General features: G+C 38.7%; 16 protein-coding genes and 1 pseudogene. All 17 read right to left on the bottom strand.

Going from position 1 to position 18039, the window contains the following annotated elements; translation table 11 throughout:
* Positions 1 to 99: 99 nt before the first annotated feature.
* The 17 genes and pseudogenes from pruA to fliS all read right to left on the bottom strand — a co-directional run bounded on the left by pruA (position 100) and on the right by fliS (position 18025).
* Positions 100 to 1668, bottom strand: a complete 1569-nt coding sequence (pruA, locus tag V2145_RS18235) for an L-glutamate gamma-semialdehyde dehydrogenase (RefSeq protein WP_330988075.1) — start codon at positions 1666 to 1668, stop codon at positions 100 to 102.
* A gap of 24 nt (positions 1669 to 1692) precedes the next feature.
* On the bottom strand, positions 1693 to 2607 hold the full coding sequence (locus tag V2145_RS18240; protein ID WP_330988076.1) for a proline dehydrogenase: 915 nt from the start codon (positions 2605 to 2607) through the stop codon (positions 1693 to 1695).
* Positions 2608 to 2879: 272 nt separating this feature from the next.
* Complete coding sequence (locus V2145_RS18245) at positions 2880 to 4070, bottom strand: PDZ domain-containing protein (protein WP_330988077.1); 1191 nt, start codon at positions 4068 to 4070, stop codon at positions 2880 to 2882.
* Positions 4071 to 4337: 267 nt separating this feature from the next.
* Positions 4338 to 4973 carry an FMN-dependent NADH-azoreductase gene (locus V2145_RS18250; RefSeq protein ID WP_210610834.1) on the bottom strand — a complete coding sequence of 212 codons (636 nt, stop codon included), beginning with the start codon at positions 4971 to 4973 and terminating at the stop codon, positions 4338 to 4340.
* 155 nt (positions 4974 to 5128) lie between these two features.
* Positions 5129 to 5764, bottom strand: coding sequence for an FMN-dependent NADH-azoreductase (locus V2145_RS18255; protein WP_311856138.1), 636 nt, complete (start codon positions 5762 to 5764; stop codon positions 5129 to 5131).
* A 44-nt stretch (positions 5765 to 5808) separates the two neighbouring features.
* Positions 5809 to 6126, bottom strand: a complete 318-nt coding sequence (locus V2145_RS18260) for a winged helix-turn-helix transcriptional regulator (protein ID WP_311856137.1) — start codon at positions 6124 to 6126, stop codon at positions 5809 to 5811.
* Positions 6127 to 6267: 141 nt separating this feature from the next.
* Positions 6268 to 7710 (bottom strand): S41 family peptidase, encoded by a 1443-nt coding sequence (locus V2145_RS18265; RefSeq protein ID WP_330988078.1) that lies wholly within the window; start codon positions 7708 to 7710, stop codon positions 6268 to 6270.
* A gap of 173 nt (positions 7711 to 7883) precedes the next feature.
* Positions 7884 to 9209: a murein hydrolase activator EnvC family protein gene (locus V2145_RS18270; protein ID WP_330988079.1), complete on the bottom strand. Its 1326-nt coding sequence runs from the start codon at positions 9207 to 9209 to the stop codon at positions 7884 to 7886.
* Between the two features lie 110 nt (positions 9210 to 9319).
* Complete coding sequence (gene ftsX / locus V2145_RS18275) at positions 9320 to 10210, bottom strand: permease-like cell division protein FtsX (protein ID WP_094911091.1); 891 nt, start codon at positions 10208 to 10210, stop codon at positions 9320 to 9322.
* Positions 10200 to 10886, bottom strand: a complete 687-nt coding sequence (ftsE, locus tag V2145_RS18280) for a cell division ATP-binding protein FtsE (RefSeq protein WP_061786090.1) — start codon at positions 10884 to 10886, stop codon at positions 10200 to 10202. Before ftsE ends, ftsX begins: the two co-directional genes overlap by 11 nt.
* A 302-nt stretch (positions 10887 to 11188) precedes the next feature.
* Entirely contained in the window at positions 11189 to 11497 is a 309-nt protein-coding gene (cccB, locus tag V2145_RS18285; protein WP_094911090.1) for a cytochrome c551, read from the bottom strand.
* Between the two features lie 69 nt (positions 11498 to 11566).
* Positions 11567 to 12427, bottom strand: a pseudogene (locus V2145_RS18290) (YitT family protein).
* 118 nt (positions 12428 to 12545) lie between these two features.
* Positions 12546 to 13644, bottom strand: a protein-coding gene (gene prfB / locus V2145_RS18295) for a peptide chain release factor 2 (RefSeq protein ID WP_131887498.1) whose coding sequence is annotated in 2 segments (ribosomal slippage) — positions 12546 to 13580 and positions 13582 to 13644 — 1098 coding nt in all. Because the reading frame shifts where the segments join, the coding sequence is not laid out codon by codon here.
* A gap of 132 nt (positions 13645 to 13776) precedes the next feature.
* The gene (secA, locus tag V2145_RS18300; protein WP_094911088.1) at positions 13777 to 16293 is read right to left on the bottom strand and encodes a preprotein translocase subunit SecA; all 2517 of its coding nucleotides are present in this window, start codon (positions 16291 to 16293) and stop codon (positions 13777 to 13779) included.
* A gap of 231 nt (positions 16294 to 16524) precedes the next feature.
* Positions 16525 to 17082, bottom strand: a complete 558-nt coding sequence (gene hpf, locus V2145_RS18305; RefSeq protein WP_094911087.1) for a ribosome hibernation-promoting factor, HPF/YfiA family — start codon at positions 17080 to 17082, stop codon at positions 16525 to 16527.
* A gap of 197 nt (positions 17083 to 17279) precedes the next feature.
* On the bottom strand, positions 17280 to 17630 hold the full coding sequence (locus V2145_RS18310) for a flagellar assembly protein FliT (RefSeq protein ID WP_330988080.1): 351 nt from the start codon (positions 17628 to 17630) through the stop codon (positions 17280 to 17282).
* Entirely contained in the window at positions 17627 to 18025 is a 399-nt protein-coding gene (gene fliS, locus V2145_RS18315; protein ID WP_094911085.1) for a flagellar export chaperone FliS, read from the bottom strand. Before fliS ends, V2145_RS18310 begins: the two co-directional genes overlap by 4 nt.
* Positions 18026 to 18039: the final 14 nt, after the last annotated feature.

Consider the following 18039-nt stretch of genomic DNA (forward strand, 5'->3'; position numbering starts at 1 on the left):
CATAGAAATAATATACTAGATTTTAATTCAGAAGTAACCAAAAATTTTATGATAAAAAAATAATCAGAAAGGGCCCAGGGCCCCTCTGATTAAATCCCATTAAATCTTTCTAGCTGTCATTTTCCCTTGTGTAAATAGAAGTAGGTAGTCATATCCACCTGCTTTAGAATCCGTTCCTGACATATTGAAGCCACCAAAAGGATGTACTCCTACCAACGCACCAGTACATTTTTTGTTGATGTACAAGTTACCGCAATGCATTTCATTTAGCGCAGTTGAAATACGACTCTCATCCTGAGAGAAGAACCCACCCGTTAATCCGTAATCTGTATCGTTATAAATTTCAATTGCTTCTTTCCAGTCAGCTGCTTTTGCCATCGCAAGCACAGGACCAAAGATTTCTTCTTTCATAATACGTGCCTGCGGACTCACATCTCCAAAGATAGTTGGTTCAATATAGAAGCCATTCCCTTCGGCAGGGCTACCCCCTGTTAGAAGCGTTCCTTCACCTTTTCCAACCTCGATATACGACAAAATTTTATTATATGCTTTTTGATCAATGACTGGACCGACTGCATGATTTTTTTCCGGAAGTCCAATACTAAGCTTTTTCGTGCGTTCGACAACCTTATTTACCACTTCATCGTAAACAGACTCCACAATAATTGCTCGAGATCCTGCTGAGCACTTTTGTCCTTGGAAGCCAAATGCTGCTGCAACAATTCCATCAGCAGCTGCATCTAAATCAGCTGTTTCATCTACCACAATTCCATCTTTACCGCCCATTTCAGCAATGACACGCTTTAACCAAATCTGTCCAGGCTGTACTTTAGACGCTCTTTCGTAAATACGACAACCAACTTCACGTGAACCTGTAAAAGAAACAAAGCGTGTTTTTGGATGCTCAACCAAGTATTCGCCTACTTCAATACCGTCTCCCGGCACAAAGTTTAAGACGCCTTCTGGTAAACCTACTTCTTTCATAAGCTCTACAAATTTAGCCGCAATAACCGGAGCTGAATCAGCCGGTTTTAAGATAACAGTGTTCCCTGATACAATTGCCGCTACGGTAGTCCCTGCCATAATAGCAAGTGGGAAGTTAAATGGCGAGATGATTACGCCTACTCCAAGTGGAATATACGTCATTTGCGTCTTTTCACCATCTACAGGCGTTAATGGCTGATTAATGTGCGTCTCGCTAAGGCGAAGCATTTCTCTTGCATAAAACTCCATAAAATCAATCGCTTCTGCTGTATCTGCATCTGCTTCAGCCCAATTTTTCCCTACTTCATAAACGAGCATTGCAGAGAATTCATGCTTGCGCTGACGCATTAAATCTGCTGCTTTAAATAAATAATCTGCACGCTCAGCCGGTGAAACGTTCTTCCACGTTTCAAACGTTGTTAACGCCTGTTGCATTGCTTGTTCTGCTAAAGCCGTTGTTCCTTTGCTCACACGCCCAATGACGTCATCTTTACTCCCAGGGTTAATTGAAACAATATAATCTCCCGTATCAATTGTTTCGCTACCAATTGAAATTGGGTAAGTTCTCCCTAGCTCACCCTTTACTTTTTTCAACGATTTTTCCATCGCTACCTTATTTGCTTCAACTGTGAAATCAGTGAAAGGCTCATTTTTAAATACAGATGGTTTTGTTGTAATTGTCATATTCATCTACCCCTTTACGTGAAATTATTTTACAAAGTTCTTTAATACAAACCATACATTCGCTGGGCGCTCAGCTAATCGGCGCATGAAGTACCCAAACCAATCTACACCGTACGGTACATATACGCGCACTTTATAACCTTCTTTAACAAGCTTATCTTGTAACTCCACACAAATACCGTATAGCATCTGAAATTCAAATTGTTCATTTGGAATATTCAGTTTTTTAACTAACTCTTTTGTATAGTCAATCATTGCTTCATCGTGGCTTGCCACGGCTGTATAATTGCCGTTTTCCAAGTGCATTTTAATAATTTCTTTAAGATTTTCATCTACATCTTTTTTTGCTGGAAATGCTACTTCAGGTGACTCTTTATATGCCCCTTTTACTAAGCGCAAGTTTGCTTGATATTGATTTAGGTCTTTAATGTCCTGCTGTGTGCGATACAGATATGCTTGAATCACAATTCCAACGTTATCATACTCTTTTCGCAGCTCTTTATATATACCTAGTGACTGCTGACAGTGAGCATAATCTTCCATATCAATTCGAACAAAAATTCCATGCATTTTGGCAACCTCAAGAATTTTGCGCATATTGTCCATGCAGAGTTGTTCGCTAATATCTAAACCAAGAGATGTCATCTTCAGTGATAAATTTGAATTAACATTTGAGTGCGCAATTGCATGTAATGTCTGCACACACATATCAGTGGATTCAGCCGCTTCCTCTTTGGTATATACAAATTCCCCAAGATGATCTAACGTTGCAACCTTACCTGCAGCGTTAAGCTCTCTACAAGTATTAATAGCAGATTCAATTGAATCACCTGCCACAAATCTTGCTGCACCCATCCGTAGACCATACCTTTTTGCTAATTTATTCATTGAGTGATTTTTGCCTAACGATTGAAACATCGTTCTCATTAAAACCTCCATCAATACCAAGCCTCCTTCATCACATTAAGATTTAAAAGATTCTTAACTTACTATATGTTCAGTATACTCTCCTCTCTACAATTTTGTAAACGCTTTCTGTGTATTTTTTGAACAAATTTGTTTATTTTTTATAAAATATACACTTTTGTTCAATCGATAATTTGATTATATCTAACATAATAGGAATATACTAGAAGTTTGTTAAGACATCTGTCATACTTTTTCAAACAAAAAACCCTACTTCTTTATGATAAAGAAATAGGGTTTCTGAATTAAACAGCTTCCGATGTTAGCTTCTTGTAGTTATGAACAAATAAAATTCCTAGCTCATGATGTTCATTATCATACAAAGCGCGCTGAGCAAAGCGAACCTCATCCGAATAATCAAGCACTTCTAATTTACAGAAAGCGCGATTATTCACTTGAAGCGCTTCGTAGAATTTTGCAACTTCTGATACAGGCACACCGTTTACTTTTGTAATTAACTCTCCAACTTGTAAGCCCATTTTTTCAGCGGGTGATCCTGGAATAACTCCCAATATGATAACACCCTCTAATTTTTTTGTGAAAAATGGTGCTGAATTTTCATCTACCACACGTTGTTTTGTACTAATCCACTGTCGAACTACGATACCAAGAGCCGCCACAACAAGTGAAAATAGTGGAACAACCAATGTTATAAATGCCACTAAAACTAAACCAACACCTAAAAATAGTACTCTTTTTCCAGTGAATGAAATTGATGCGCTTGGCAACATGCTTTGAATTCGTTGACTAAATCCTATCGCAAATGGAACAAAAAATAAGCTAAACGACGTTTGCCCCACCGTAAGTACTGGCCACCAGCTGAAAGTGGACGTAATTGCATCACCAGGAACTAATAAAAACACCGGAACAACCCAAAGCTTTTGAGAGAAATGAGCACCAATCTCTTGGCCTCGTTTGCTCTTAATAATAGCAGGAGAGGTTCCTTTTACACCAAACTTCCAAATCAAATATCCTTCTGCTACTACTAGTAGCGCTAACAAAAACGTTAGCGATGGTAAATGTGCATCCTTTAATTCAAGTGACCATGTATGAACAATCCCACTTCCAATTCCTACGTTTGGAATAACTAGCGTAGCAAAAATGGTTACACCTAACACATAAGCGGGCGATAACCATCGGAATGTCCACGGTCCACTCAGAAGAAACGTGATTAAAGCAATAAACACAAGCGTTCCAATTGTTACGTATGTCCCTACTAAAACAGTGATAATTGAAAGGATTAAGCCAATAATAATGCCAGGAAAAAATAAATACTTCGCTTCTAAAATAAAATCAAATACTCGAACGTGAAAGTTTTTTCGTTCACGCTTAACGCGTGCCAGACCAACAAAGAATGAAACCAGTAAAAATAAATAGGTGAGCGGATGTATAAAAAGCTTTCCCGCTCCTTTTAGAATCTCTGTTACGACTTCCATCTTTCCACCGCCTACTACTCCCTCAACTTCTTATTTTTATTTATCAACGCAGATTTATATGTATAACCAGTAATTTCATTTTAACAAAGTATGAGAACAACCGCCAATGTTGTTTTTTTCTAAAAAACAGTCCTCCAAGCACTATGAGAAAAGGAACAAATCATTCATTTTTGTATGGTAACTGTCTGTTCTACACATATGTGTTCAATTCTATTTACCCAAAAAAAGGGCATCTACTGTGTAGATACCCTTTTTTTTACTTCTTCATTAAAATTTGCGTGCTGCTTCTTTTGCTTTTTCAATGCCGCTTGCTTTAATTTCTTCTGCTTTTGCAGGCATTGCATTATGACCTTCGACAAATAATCCCTCAAATGAAGGAACCCCAAAGAAATTCATGATAATGCCAATATAGCGATGTCCCATCTCCACATCTGCTGCTGGGCCCTCTGAATAGATACCACCGTTTGCTTGGATATGGAATGCTTTTTTATCTGTTAATAACCCAATTGCTCCCTGCTCTGTATAACGGAATGCTTTTCCTGCTACAGCAACAGAATCTAAGTATGCTTTCATAACCGGTGGGAATGAGAAGTTCCACATTGGATTTACAAATACATATTTATCAGCATTCGCAAATTGATCGCTTAATTCGTTTAAACGAGCGATTTTACGCTGTTGGTCAGCGGATAGCTTATCAAATGCTTCACCTGCTCCTAGTTTTCCCCATCCACCAAAGATATCTGCATCTAATTGTGGGATATCCTCTTTATAAAGGTCAATGTGTACAACCTCGTCGCTAGGATTTTCTTCTTTATATGTGTCGATAAATGCTTTTCCTGCAGCCATACTAAATGAAGTTTGATGGTCATGCGGATGTGCTGTAATATATAATACTTTTGCCATGTTGAATTCGCACCTTTCTTTCACTTTTTTGATAACTATGTTACTAATAATAACCTAGGTAACCTTTTTAGTCAACTGTTTTATTTGCGTTTAAATGGTTACTCTGTTTTTTATTATGTCTTTTAAATATAAAAAAAAGACTGGTAAAAGTCTTTTTAAAAAGTAGTAGCAATATTCAACGCTTGATTTATTGCTTTTTCTTTAAGTTCTTGTGCTTTAGTTGGAAACTTTACCTGACCTTCAATAATAATGCTCTCAAAGGATTCAATCCCAAAAAAGTCCATCATGACTTCTAGATAGCGATGTCCCATTTCACGGTTTACTTCTGGGCCTTCTGAATACACATCTCCTCGAGCTTGAATATGAAGTGCTTTCTTTCCTTTTAACAAACCTTCCGCACCTTCTTTTGTATATGTAAACGTCTTGCCTGATACAGCAATTGCATCAATGTAAGCTTTCATAATGGCAGGGACTGAAAAATTCCACATGGGCGTAACAAACACGTATTTATCTGCTAATAAAAATTGTGCGCCTAATTCTGCCAGTCGTCCTACTTTCATTCGCTCATCTGATGATAAATTTTCTAAAGAGCCCATTGTACGCAACTTTTTCCATCCGTTAAATACGTCCTTATCTAAAAATGGTATGTCAGCCTTATATAAATCCAAATGAACGACTTCATCATTAGGGTTTGTTTTTTGGTAGGCTTCAATAAATTGCTGGCCTACCGCCATACTTAATGATTCATCTTCACTTAGTGGATGTGCAGTAATATAAAGAACGTTTGCCATCTTTGGTCTTCCTTTCTGTAGCTAGGCTTCTACTCCTGTACTTGTTAATCTTTAATCCAGCTTTCTGCCCATTGCGTAATGGGTCCTAAAATCTGCCCTAGCTCTTTTCCTTTTTGTGTAAGAGTATATTCTGTTCGAATTGGACGATCGGGTATAACTGTGCGTAATACAATATCATGCTCTTCTAACTCTTTAACTCGCTCAGTTAATAATCTTCTACTTAAAGCCGGAATTGCCTCATTGAGCTCGCTAAAACGCTTTGGACCGCTCATCAGCACATAAATGATTAAACCCGTCCATTTTTTACCAATCAATTCAAAACTCTTCTCTACCTTTGGCTGTAACTCTTTTTGTTCTTCCATATTAGTGAGATCCTCCTTTATTAATATGGATGAAAAAACAACTTGTTCACTTATTGTAACAGAAATAGGGAATAAACATGCTCACTATTTCTACAAAAACCCCCTCTTTGCAGGTCTGCAAAGAGGGGGTTTTTGTATTCATTATTCGCTCGCAAGCTTTAGAGCCGTTTCTAATTGACGATCATCTTCTTTAGACTTTATTTTTTCCAGCAGCTTCGTCTGAAGTAGTGCTGCTGTATCTTCGTCAATTTCTCCTGTCACTTTTTGGTCATTTGTTTTTTGGAACGCTTTTACAGCTGTTTCTGTTTCTTTACCAAAATATCCATCGGTCCGGCCAGGTTCAAAACCTAATCCCTTTAACATTTGCTGTGCATTTTTAATTTGATCATCTGTCATATCAAATTTCAGTGTTTTGGTAACTTGAATTGGATTTGTGTAGTAATAGTCAGGCTGCTTTACTTCAACAGTTGGCTTAATTCCTTTTTCATTAATCCAGTTGCCATCGGGTGTTAACCATTTATAGAATGTCAGCTTTAAGTTACTGCCATCTTCCATTGGCACCGCTTGCTGAACTGTTCCTTTGCCATATGACTTTTCACCGACGATGTCATATCCACCAGCTTCTTTTAACGCACCGGCTAAGATTTCTGAAGCAGATGCGCTACCACCATCGATTAATCCTACAATTGGATAATCTTTTGGTTCTTTTAAAGAAGACTTAACCGTTTGGCGATCACCGTCACGCTCTTCAATTTGTACATACGGCTTTTTACCTGTTACAAGCTCATCTAACATTTTCTCTACACTTTGGAGATAGCCACCTGGGTTTCCACGCACATCAAGGACAAGTCCCTCAATGTTTTTCTTTTCAAGTTCTTTTAGCTGCTTTTTAAATTCATCCTGGGTTGATTCAGAAAATGAAGTAATCTCCATGTAGCCAATTGATTTACCATTTACTTTCTTTACAGATGAATAAACAGTTTCAATTGGAATTTCGTCACGGACCACATCAACTTTCATCGTTTCTTTTACACCGGGACGCTGAACATCTAATTTAACTGTTGACCCTTTTTTACCGCGAATTTTTAATACTGCATCATAAAGCTCTAATCCTTCAATGCTTTTACCATCAATTTTTAAAATTTGATCGTTTGGTTTTAAACCAGCTTTCTCAGCCGGTGATTCCTTAAATGGTGCTACGATTGTAACCTTGCCATCTACCATGCTAACTTCTGCACCAATTCCTTCAAAGGATGAGTCAAGTGATTGTTCAAATTGCTTTGCTGTTTCCTTATTCATATAGGATGAATGAGGGTCATCAAGCGTCTGTACCATTCCTTGAATAGCACCTTCTAGTAATTTTTTTTCATCTACATCCTTATAATATTGGGATGATATAAGGTCATAGGCTTGCTTAATCTTTTCAAACTCACCATTTACATCTACATTGTTTGTCCCTGTAGCAGACGAGAGACTTGATAAACCAGCGCTTTGAGCACTTGCATATTGTAATCCAAAATAAGTACCTGCTGCCCCAACTACAAGAGAGAGTATCATTAATAATGCCACTATTTTTCGATTCAAGCTCTTTCATCCTCCTCAACCCTGACCCATCTCTTTTTATTATAATAGATAGCCTTGAAACTATGTAATAAAAAGGATGCATGTGTTATTTGTAGCAAAAGGCACCACACAAATCAAGTGTGATGCCTTTTTGTTAAGATTTTATGATAAGCTTGTACAACATATGCACAAAATTAGAAGTTAATATAATTTTCAGGGTTTACAGCAGAGCTGCTTCCTTGCCAATCTCCTTTATGAAGTTCAAAGTGCAAATGTGCACCAAATGAACGACCTGTATTACCCATGTAGCCTAACTGTTGGCCTTTTCCGATTGATTGACCGCTAGACACATTATAACTTTCTAAGTGCGCATAGACTGATACCCAAGTTTGACCGTTGACGTTGTGACGTACAAATACAACATTTCCGAAAGATGATGAATAATATGCTCGAATAACTGTTCCATCCGCTACAGAGACAATTGGTACGCTACCGCCACGTTTTCCAATATCAATTCCGTAGTGCATGCGACCAAATGTTTCACGATAACCAAATCGAGATGTAACTGGGCCGTTAGCTGGGCGCATGAACGAACCACTTGTTACTGCTGGTGCTGGTGCAGCTGCTGCTTTTTGAGCTGGTGCTGCGCTTGGTGCAGATTTTGCTGCTGGCTGTGATTGACTAGCTTTCGCTTCTGCTTCAGCTTTTGCCTTTGCTTCTGCTGCTGCTTTCGCTTTTTCACGCTGCGCTTGTTCCCAAGCTGCCTTTTCACCTTCTGCCGCTTTCTTTTGGTCAGCTAATAGAGCTGCTTCTTCTTCTAAACCAACAATTTCATCGTTGGCTGATTGTTCTTGGGATTGTAAAGTAGCAATTAATTTATCTTTTTCAGCGACTTGCTTCTCAAGGTCTGCCGACAATGTTTCAAGTTCTTTTAACGCTTTTTCAAGTGAATCTAGCTTTGTTTGAACAGCGGTTTCTTTTGTTTGAAGCTCTTTTTTGTCTTGCTCATGCTGAATTAATAACTCACGGTCCGCTTCTACAATCGTAGACACTGCACTAACACGGCTAATGAAGTCACCAAAGCTTTGTGAACCTAGTAGAACTTGCATGTAATCTACTGAGCCACCGCTTTCCTGTAGTGCTACAGCTCGATCTTTTAGCAGTTCGTTTCGCTTTTCAATGCGTTCTTTTACTTCTTCAATTTCTTTTTTTAATTTTTCAATTTCTTTCTTTGTTTCTGATATTTCAGACTCACGACTGCGAATTTTCTCATTTGTCTCACCAATTTTTGCATCTAAACGCTTCATTTCGGCTTCTGTTTTTTTCTGTTGCTCTTGTAAAGATTTTAGTTCTTCTTTACCTTCATTAATGTTTTTGTTTACATTTGAACTTTTTTCATTTAAATCGCTAATCTTTTTATCAATGTCTCCGTTTGCATAAGCGATATTCCCCGAACTTAACCATACACCACTTAGCCCGACAAAAGCCGCTGCTGTAACCGTTAATACTTTGCGTTTCATTTGCCTGTTCTCCTCATTTGTACATGTTTTTTATGTGCTTATCATCTTTATATGTAAGAAGACAAATCTAACGTTTAGGCTAGATTTGTCGTGGTACTGAATAATATAGTTTATTTTTTTAAGAATTTTCGAACTGATAGCATACTTCCCCAAACGCCGATAAATCCACCGATTACAGCAAGTAATAGCGCAATTTGAAGCGTGAATGGGAACGTTGGTAAAAGCTCAAAATATCCGTTGAATTTTGGCTCAGATTGATTGAATACAAACGTATACACACCAATTAAGACACCAATTGGTACAATTGAACCTAATAATCCAAGCAACAACCCTTCAATGAAGAATGGCCAGCGAATAAATAGGTTTGTTGCTCCTACTAATCTCATAATCTCAATTTCTTCACGACGAGCAACGATGGTAATCTTAATTGTATTAGAAATTAAGAACATTGCTGTGAAAAGCAAACCGATAATTAAAGCAATTCCAATGTTACGGGCAACTTCTAGGACGTTAAACAGCTTTTCAACTTCTCCTTGTCCGTATTGCACATTTGTAACATTTGAATATTTTTCAATCTCTGTAGCAACCTTAGCCACATCGTTTGGTGTTTTTGTTTTCACAATAAATACGTCATTTAATGGGTTTTGTTGTTCAAAAGGTTCAAATGCTTTACCTTCTTCACCCATGCTATCAATTAAACTTTTGAGCTCTTTGTCTTTAGAAGAAAAAGACACCGTATCAACACGGCTAATTGCTTTTAATTCCTCTTCAATAGCCGACTGCTCTTCGTCTGTAGCTGCTGGATCGACATGTACTCGAATCTCAACGTCGTTTTCAATTAAATTGGCTACATGATTTAGGTTAAGCATAAGCGTTAAAAAGACACCAACTAGTAGTAAGGTAACTGTTACCGCACTAGCTGATGCAAAAGTCATCCACCCGTTTCGACTAAGACTTTTTGCTCCTTCTCGTAAGTGGCGACCGAATGTTCTAGCCTTCATATCCGTAATCACCTCTTACTTCATCACGCACAACTTTTCCATTTTCAATAGCAATTACTCGTTTACGAATTGCATTTACAATTTCACGATTGTGAGTTGCCATTAAAATTGTTGTACCGCTTTTATTAATTTCTTCAAAAATGTCCATAATCTCCCAAGATGTTTCAGGATCTAAGTTCCCTGTCGGCTCATCTGCAATGACCACTTTTGGTTTATTTACAATAGAACGCGCAATTGACACCCGCTGCTGCTCTCCACCAGATAATTCATCTGGGAATGCACGCATTTTATTTTTCAACTTTACAAGGTCAAGCACTTCCATTACGCGCTTTTTAATTTCCTCTGGGTGCTGCTCAATAACTTCTAAAGCAAACGCCACGTTTTCATATACCGTTAACTTCGGTAAAAGTTTAAAGTCTTGGAAAACAACCCCAATATTACGACGGAAGATTGGTACCTTGTGACTTTTAATTTTGGCTACGTTAGAGCCATTGACAATGATGTCGCCGGTAGAAGGTTTTTCCTCACGGTACATCATTTTAATGAATGTGGATTTACCCGCTCCACTTGGTCCTACGATATAAGCAAATTCACCTTGATTAATCTTGATGCTAATCCCATTGATTGCTTTCACACCGTTCGGATACGTTTTATAAACATTTTGCATTTCAATCATCAGTTATCACCTAATCAAGTGTGTTATTTTCATTCCCGTCTTTCGACAAAGAATTACAAAAAAAATCAAAAAAAACGACTCATTTCAGTTGCTTTCTCATTATAACATCACTTTTCGAGAATTTAAGCCCTAAAAATATTACATTTTCATTTCAAATATGACAATAGTCGGATTCACATAACCTGTTTTATCTCCCTAAAAAGACGTCTTCTATCAAGGAAATTAAAAGAAATAGCGGGACTATTTCCGCCTAAACTTTTGTAAAAAAATAAAACGAGAAGCTCTTTGCTCCTCGTTCTATATCATTTCTTTTCAGCTAACCATTCCGCAATTTTACTCGCTTCCTGTTCATTTACCAAGCCTTTTGGCATACTTCCTTTACCATTATTGATAATGTCTTCAATTTCTTCTTGTGAATATTTCGCGCCAGCCTTCTCAAGGTTTGGTCCTCTTGCACCTTCAAGATTTTGCCCATGACAACCTGAACAGTTTTGTTGATAAAGCTCTTCTCCACTTGCTTCAGAAGCTGTTTCAGAAGACTCATTACCTCCACCGCACGCTGCCAATGTAAGAGATGCTCCTGCAATGATTGCTAATGCTAATTTCTTCATGGCTATCCCTCCTCATTCCACAATAAAATTAACCATTTTTGTGAAGTTTTTCACTCTATTATAACCTACTTACGAACGTTTAAAACCCTCTCCCAGTACCTCTGAAGCGTCTGCAACAATGACAAATGCAGACGGGTCAATTGCTTTAACCGTTTGTTTCAATTTTGTGAATTCTGTTTGTTCAACAACAACCATTAAGATTGGTCGTTCTTCATCCGTATATCCTCCATAGGCTGACAAGCGTGTCACTCCGCGATCAATTGTATGTAAAATTTCGTGTCGCACTTCTTTCTCTTTATTCGTAATAATAAGTGCCATTTTCGAACGCCCGACGCCTACTTGGACAAGATCAATAGTTTTACTTGTGACATAAAGGCCGATTAGTGCATATAGTCCTCGCTCTAAATCAAATACCAAAGCAGCTGCAATCACAATGAGCCCATCAATTAAAGCCACACAAATACCGAGCGATAACGACGTATACTTGTGAATAATTTGTGCAGCTAAATCCGTGCCTCCGGTGGATGCATGCCCTCAAAACACAAGGCCTAATCCCCCCCCCACACCAATGCCACCAAACAACGCTCCAAGAAGAGGATCCGTTGTAGCTGGTTGAATATCACTTGTTAACAAGACAACAAAGGGTAAAAAAACCGTACCAACTAAAGTTCTAGCTCCAAATTGCCACCCAAGTAACAAAGCTCCTAAAAGAAAAAGCGGTACGTTAAAAGCCCACTGTACATAAGCAGGAGACCACCCAAATAAAGCATTTAAAATCGTACTGATCCCGCTCACACCACCCGATGCAATACGATTAGGTAGTAGAAATATATTAAAAGCTACCGCCACGATACTTGCACCAACAATAACATAGACAATTTGCAGCAATCGGTCAGATGCAGAAAATACGTCTCTTTGCGATCTTTTCATAATAGTCACCTCAGTTAACGACTTTTACCATAGCGTATGTAACTTTTAAGCAACTCATGCTGTCAGAAAAAACCCCTGGTTCCGCGCTTGCGCGAAAATCCAGGGGATAATACTACTCTTAAATATGTGAACGTAAGTACGCATCAATGAATAAATTAATATCTCCATCCATTACGCTTTGTGTATTTCCGATCTCAGTATTCGTACGGTGGTCTTTTACAAGGGAATATGGATGGAATACATAAGAACGAATCTGACTTCCCCAACCGATATCCTTTTGCTCACCACGAATTTCAGCTAGCTGCTCTTGCTGCTTTTCAATCTCTAACTGATAAAGCTTTGATTTTAACATTTTCATTGCTTGCTCACGGTTTTTAATCTGTGAACGCTCTGTTTGACAAGAAACAACTACATTAGTTGGTAGATGGGTAATACGAACAGCCGAATCCGTCGTATTGATATGCTGACCACCCGCACCACTTGCACGATACGTATCCACTTTTAAATCCTCTGTACGAATATCAATATTGATTTCGTCGTTAAACTCCGGCATGACATCACATGATACGAACGATGTGTGACGACGACCAGATGAATCGAACGGTGAAATACGCACAAGGCGGTGTACGCCTTTTTCTGCTTTTAAATAGCCATATGCATTATGACCCTTAATTAGTAACGTAACGCTTTTAATTCCAGCTTCATCTCCAGGAAGATAGTCTAACGTCTCAACCTTAAAGCCTTTTTTCTCTGCCCAGCGCGTATACATACGCAGTAGCATTGAGCCCCAGTCTTGAGATTCCGTTCCACCTGCACCAGGGTGAAGCTCTAAAATGGCGTTATTCTTATCGTAAGGCTCACTTAATAGAAGCTGCAGCTCAAATTCATTCATACCTGACGTTAACTCTTTTAACTCGTCAACCAGCTCGCTAGCTAAATCTTCATCGTATTCTTCTTTTACAAGCTCATACGATACTTGTAAATTTTCATATGTTTCATCTAAGTGATTAAATTGATTTACAGCATCTTTTAAGCCATTTGCTTCATTGATGACTGTTTGTGCTGCTTGCTGATCATCCCAAAAGCTTGGATCAGCCATTCTTTCATCTAGCTCATCGATACGAGCTTGCTTGTTATCGAGGTCAAAGAGACCCCCTAAAGTCCGCTAATCGCTTAGCTGTTTTCTCTAACTCTTGCTTAATTTCTACTAAATCCATCGTTCAAACACCTCTATCATATTTTTGACACACAGGAAGGAAATGGGGGCTGCCCATTTCCTTCCTGTGGGTTACTTATCTGTATGTGATTGTAACACAGTTTGCCGCTAAACCAATAACGCTTCCGTACTTTTATGCTTCTTTTCCGCAGCAGTTTTTATACTTCTTACCGCTTCCGCAAATGCACGTATCGTTACGACCTACATCAACCGCGTTAACTTTTGGCTTTTTTTTCGCAGGTGCATCCCCTTCTTTCGGGTGCACGGCAGCTTGTCCTTTCGCTACTTCTTGACGCTCAAGGTTGTTGTTAATCTCCGCTTTCATCATGTACTTCGTCACTTCTTCTTCAATTGTGGCAATCATGTTTTCAAACATTGCAAAGCCTTCCATTTGATACTCGCGAAGTGGATCCGTTTGACCATATGCACGAAGATGAATACCTTGACGCAGCTGATCCATCGCATCAATATGATCCATCCATTTTGAATCAACCGCGCGAAGAACAACAACTTTTTCAAACTCACGCATTTGTTCTGGCTCAAGCTGATCTTCTTTTTCGTTATAGCGTGCTTTTGCATAATCAACAAGCATTTCTACAATTTCTTCAGGCTCTTTACGGCGTAACATTTCTTCCGTAATTTGCCCTTCATCTAGAATATTAGCATTTACATAATCAACGATACCTTGTAAATTCCAATCTTCTTCTAACTCATCACCTGGTGTATACGTAGCGACAACTCGTTCAACTGTTGATTGGATCATACGCTCTACAATATCACGCAGATTTTCTGAATCCAATACTTCAAAACGCTGCTTGTAGATTACTTCACGCTGCTGACGTAATACATCATCATATTGAAGCAATTGTTTACGCGCATCGAAGTTGTTACCTTCTACTCGTTTTTGTGCAGATTCAACGGCTCTTGTCACGATTTTACTTTGAATTGGCTGTGAATCGTCCATACCAAGGCGATCCATCATGGACATCATGTTATCAGAGCCAAAGCGACGCATTAGCTCATCTTCCATTGAAAGATAAAATTGAGAAACCCCAGGGTCCCCTTGACGACCAGCACGACCACGCAGCTGGTTATCAATACGACGAGATTCATGACGTTCTGTACCAATTACAGCTAAGCCGCCTGCTTCAATAACACCTTCGCCTAATTTAATATCTGTTCCACGTCCAGCCATGTTTGTTGCAATTGTCACCGCGCCTTTTTGACCAGCATTTTCAATAATATCAGCTTCACGCTCATGCTGCTTTGCATTTAAAACGTGGTGTTTAATGCCTTTTTTCTTTAATAATGAAGACAACAGCTCAGACGTTTCAATGGCTACTGTACCAACAAGCACAGGCTGTCCGTTCGCATAGCGCTCAGCAATATCTTCTACAACGGCCTTGAACTTGCCTTCCATTGTTTTATAAATTAAGTCTGCTTTGTCATCACGGGCAATGTCTTTATTCGTTGGGATTACAACTACCTGCATGTTGTAGATGTTTCGGAACTCTTCCTCTTCCGTCTTCGCTGTTCCCGTCATACCCGCTAGCTTTTCATACATACGGAAGTAGTTCTGGAACGTGATTGTTGCAAGCGTCATACTTTCGTTTTGAATATCAACATTTTCTTTTGCTTCGATTGCTTGGTGAAGCCCATCGCTAAAGCGACGACCTTTCATTAAACGACCCGTAAATTGGTCGACGATTACGACTTTCCCGTCTTCTACCACATAATCAACATCATTTTGCATCGTTACGTGTGCTTTTAACGCTTGGTTAATATGATGATTTAAAGCGACGTGCGAGATATCAAAAAGGTTTTCGATACCAAACGCTTTTTCAGCTTTAGACATTCCGTCTTCAGTTAACTGAACACTCTTCGTCTTCACATCAAACGTATAATCCGTTTCTTTATCAAGCGTGCGAACGAATGCGTTAGCTTGAATGTAAAGAGCCGTCGACTTTTGAGCAGTTCCAGAGATAATCAACGGTGTACGCGCTTCGTCAATTAAAATGGAGTCAACCTCATCGATTACAGCGAAGTGAAGCGGACGTTGTACCATTTGCTCTTTATAAAGCACCATATTATCACGTAAATAATCAAATCCTAGCTCGTTGTTTGTTGTATACGTAATGTCAGCAGCGTACGCTTCTTGTTTTTCATCTTTTGTTAAGCTGTTTAGATTTAAGCCAACTGTTAAGCCTAAAAACTCATAAAGGCGTCCCATTTCAGTTGCGTCACGGCTTGCTAAGTATTCATTGACCGTTACAACATGCACGCCTTTTCCAGTAATTGCATTTAAATAAACAGGCATTGTTGCAGTTAACGTTTTACCTTCCCCTGTTTTCATCTCAGAGATATTCCCCTCATGTAAGGAGATACCACCCATTAGCTGCACTTTATAAGGATACATGCCTAATACACGCTTTGCTGCTTCACGTACAACTGCAAAAGCTTCCGTCAGCATATCGTCTACAGATTCACCATTTTGATAACGCTCTTTAAAGTCTACCGTTTTCTCACGAAGCTGATCATCTGTCAGCGATGCAATATCAGGACCCAACGCATCAATCTGTTCAGCCATTCGTTCTAAACGACCGATTTGGCGTTGATTTCCGTCAAACACTTTTTTAAATAATCCAAGCATATTAAACGCTCCTCTATTTATAATCAATACATTTTGTACTTGTTATTTCCTTATTATAAAACATTCTGAATAAAATTGTAACATCGGGGCTAGACAAGTAGCAACTTATACTCATATTACGGAATTGATCATTTACTCAATATTGCCCAGAAGAACCAGGATAAGCAAAGTAAACTAGACATCGCTAAAAAAGACAGCGAATAAAGCTCGCTGCCTTAGGAGTTACTGTATTTAGTTTGGTTCAATCAGTCCGTATCGCCCATCTTTTCGGCGATAAACGACATTGGTTGTATTTGTGTCGGCATTTGTGAAGACAAAGAAGCTATGACCAAGCATATTCATCTGTAAAATTGCTTCTTCACTATCCATTGGTTTTAAGTTAAATCGTTTTGTACGGACAAGCTCTAGCTCTTCTTCATCCGTTTCAGCTGCAACGGCAACGCTTGAGTCACCTTCCAACGCAGCGAATAGGTATTTTTCAGCACCTTTTTCACGCATTTTACGGTTCACTTTTGTTTTATGCTTGCGAATTTGGCGCTCAAGTTTATCAAGGACAAGGTCGACTGCGGCATATAAATCTGTATGCGTCTCTTCAGCACGTAATACAAGATCAGTCATTGGAATTGTAACTTCTATTTTTTGGTCGTTGTTGTATACTTTTAAGTTTACGTTTACATCAGCATTAGGTGTACCATCGAAATAGCGCTCTAACTTGCCGAGCTTTTTCTCTACATATTCCCTGATTGCTGGAGTTACCTCAATGTTTTCGCCACGAATGTTGTACATCATATTCGAACTCCTCCTTTAATCATTGCTATACCTCTATATTTCTACAATACCCGACACTTTCCCTTCTTAAACCTATATTTTTTTGAAAATTCAGCGAATAAATTTTCAAATTTAAGAAAGTGTATGTTGGAACTCAAAAAAAAGACCTTCTTCAAAGAGAAGAAGGCCTTATTTTTTCAATTTTTTATGCTTTCTATTCAGTTTCGCTTATCGTAAAAACTTCCATCGAATGTTTCATTTCCATACGGGTTAACATAACGATTAACATGCTGTTTTTTGGCCTTTGTTTTTTGAAGGTCCTCTTCAACACTTTTTTTCCATTTTAACAATGTTGAATCAATGATGGCATTCATGCTAACGATGATTTTCCCTCTCGAATCTTTTTGGCTTTCTTTCGACTGAACAAGCTCGTCAATATATTGACTTCGCTCTTGAAGCAAAGATTCCACTTTCGTAATCATATCCTCACGTTCTTCTGCCAGAAGCGGCTTTTGTACAACCCCATAGAGCTCAGCCGTCAAGTCATATAAGGAGTCCAGAGACGTCACGCTTGGCCACCTGAACCATGGGTTTGCTTACGATTCATTTGAATAACCTGCTTCCACGTATCGCGAAACTCAACGGCATATTCCTCTACTTCGTCGAGGATTTCTACGCGATTTTGAACATTGGCTTCAATTAAACGCTGATTCATATAGTCATACATCGCCATCATTTCTTTTCCAACCGTAGCACTTGTATCCAACGTAACCATTAGCTCTTGAATAATCTTTTGTGCTTTAAGTAAGTTTTCGTTTTTCACTTCGATATTATGTTGTTCAAACCCCATACGGGCCATTTTAATAAATTTAATACATCCGTTGTAAAGCATCAGCGTAAGTTCACCAGGTGAAGCGGTTTGAACTGCCCCTTGCTGATACGCTTGATAAGGATTTGCTGCCATTTCCTTCACTCCTT

Source organism: Priestia sp. GS2 (genome assembly GCF_036409025.1).
Lineage (GTDB): Bacteria > Bacillota > Bacilli > Bacillales > Bacillaceae_H > Priestia > Priestia aryabhattai_A.

Bases quoted from the DNA above. Each gene is read 5' to 3' on its own strand.
- V2145_RS18250 (WP_210610834.1), bottom strand. From the start codon at position 4,973: ATGGCAAAAGTATTATATATTACAGCACATCCGCATGACCATCAAACT.
- ftsE (WP_061786090.1), bottom strand. From the start codon at position 10,886: ATGATTGAAATGCAAAATGTTTATAAAACGTATCCGAACGGTGTGAAA.
- hpf (WP_094911087.1), bottom strand. From the start codon at position 17,082: ATGATGTACAACATTCGTGGCGAAAACATTGAGGTAACTCCAGCAATC.
- V2145_RS18255 (WP_311856138.1), bottom strand. From the start codon at position 5,764: ATGGCAAACGTTCTTTATATTACTGCACATCCACTAAGTGAAGATGAA.
- V2145_RS18260 (WP_311856137.1), bottom strand. From the start codon at position 6,126: ATGGAAGAACAAAAAGAGTTACAGCCAAAGGTAGAGAAGAGTTTTGAA.
- V2145_RS18245 (WP_330988077.1), bottom strand. From the start codon at position 4,070: ATGGAAGTCGTAACAGAGATTCTAAAAGGAGCGGGAAAGCTTTTTATA.
- V2145_RS18240 (WP_330988076.1), bottom strand. From the start codon at position 2,607: ATGGAGGTTTTAATGAGAACGATGTTTCAATCGTTAGGCAAAAATCAC.
- pruA (WP_330988075.1), bottom strand. From the start codon at position 1,668: ATGACAATTACAACAAAACCATCTGTATTTAAAAATGAGCCTTTCACT.
- secA (WP_094911088.1), bottom strand. From the start codon at position 16,293: ATGCTTGGATTATTTAAAAAAGTGTTTGACGGAAATCAACGCCAAATC.
- ftsX (WP_094911091.1), bottom strand. From the start codon at position 10,210: ATGAAGGCTAGAACATTCGGTCGCCACTTACGAGAAGGAGCAAAAAGT.
- cccB (WP_094911090.1), bottom strand. From the start codon at position 11,497: ATGAAGAAATTAGCATTAGCAATCATTGCAGGAGCATCTCTTACATTG.
- V2145_RS18270 (WP_330988079.1), bottom strand. From the start codon at position 9,209: ATGAAACGCAAAGTATTAACGGTTACAGCAGCGGCTTTTGTCGGGCTA.
- fliS (WP_094911085.1), bottom strand. From the start codon at position 18,025: ATGGCAGCAAATCCTTATCAAGCGTATCAGCAAGGGGCAGTTCAAACC.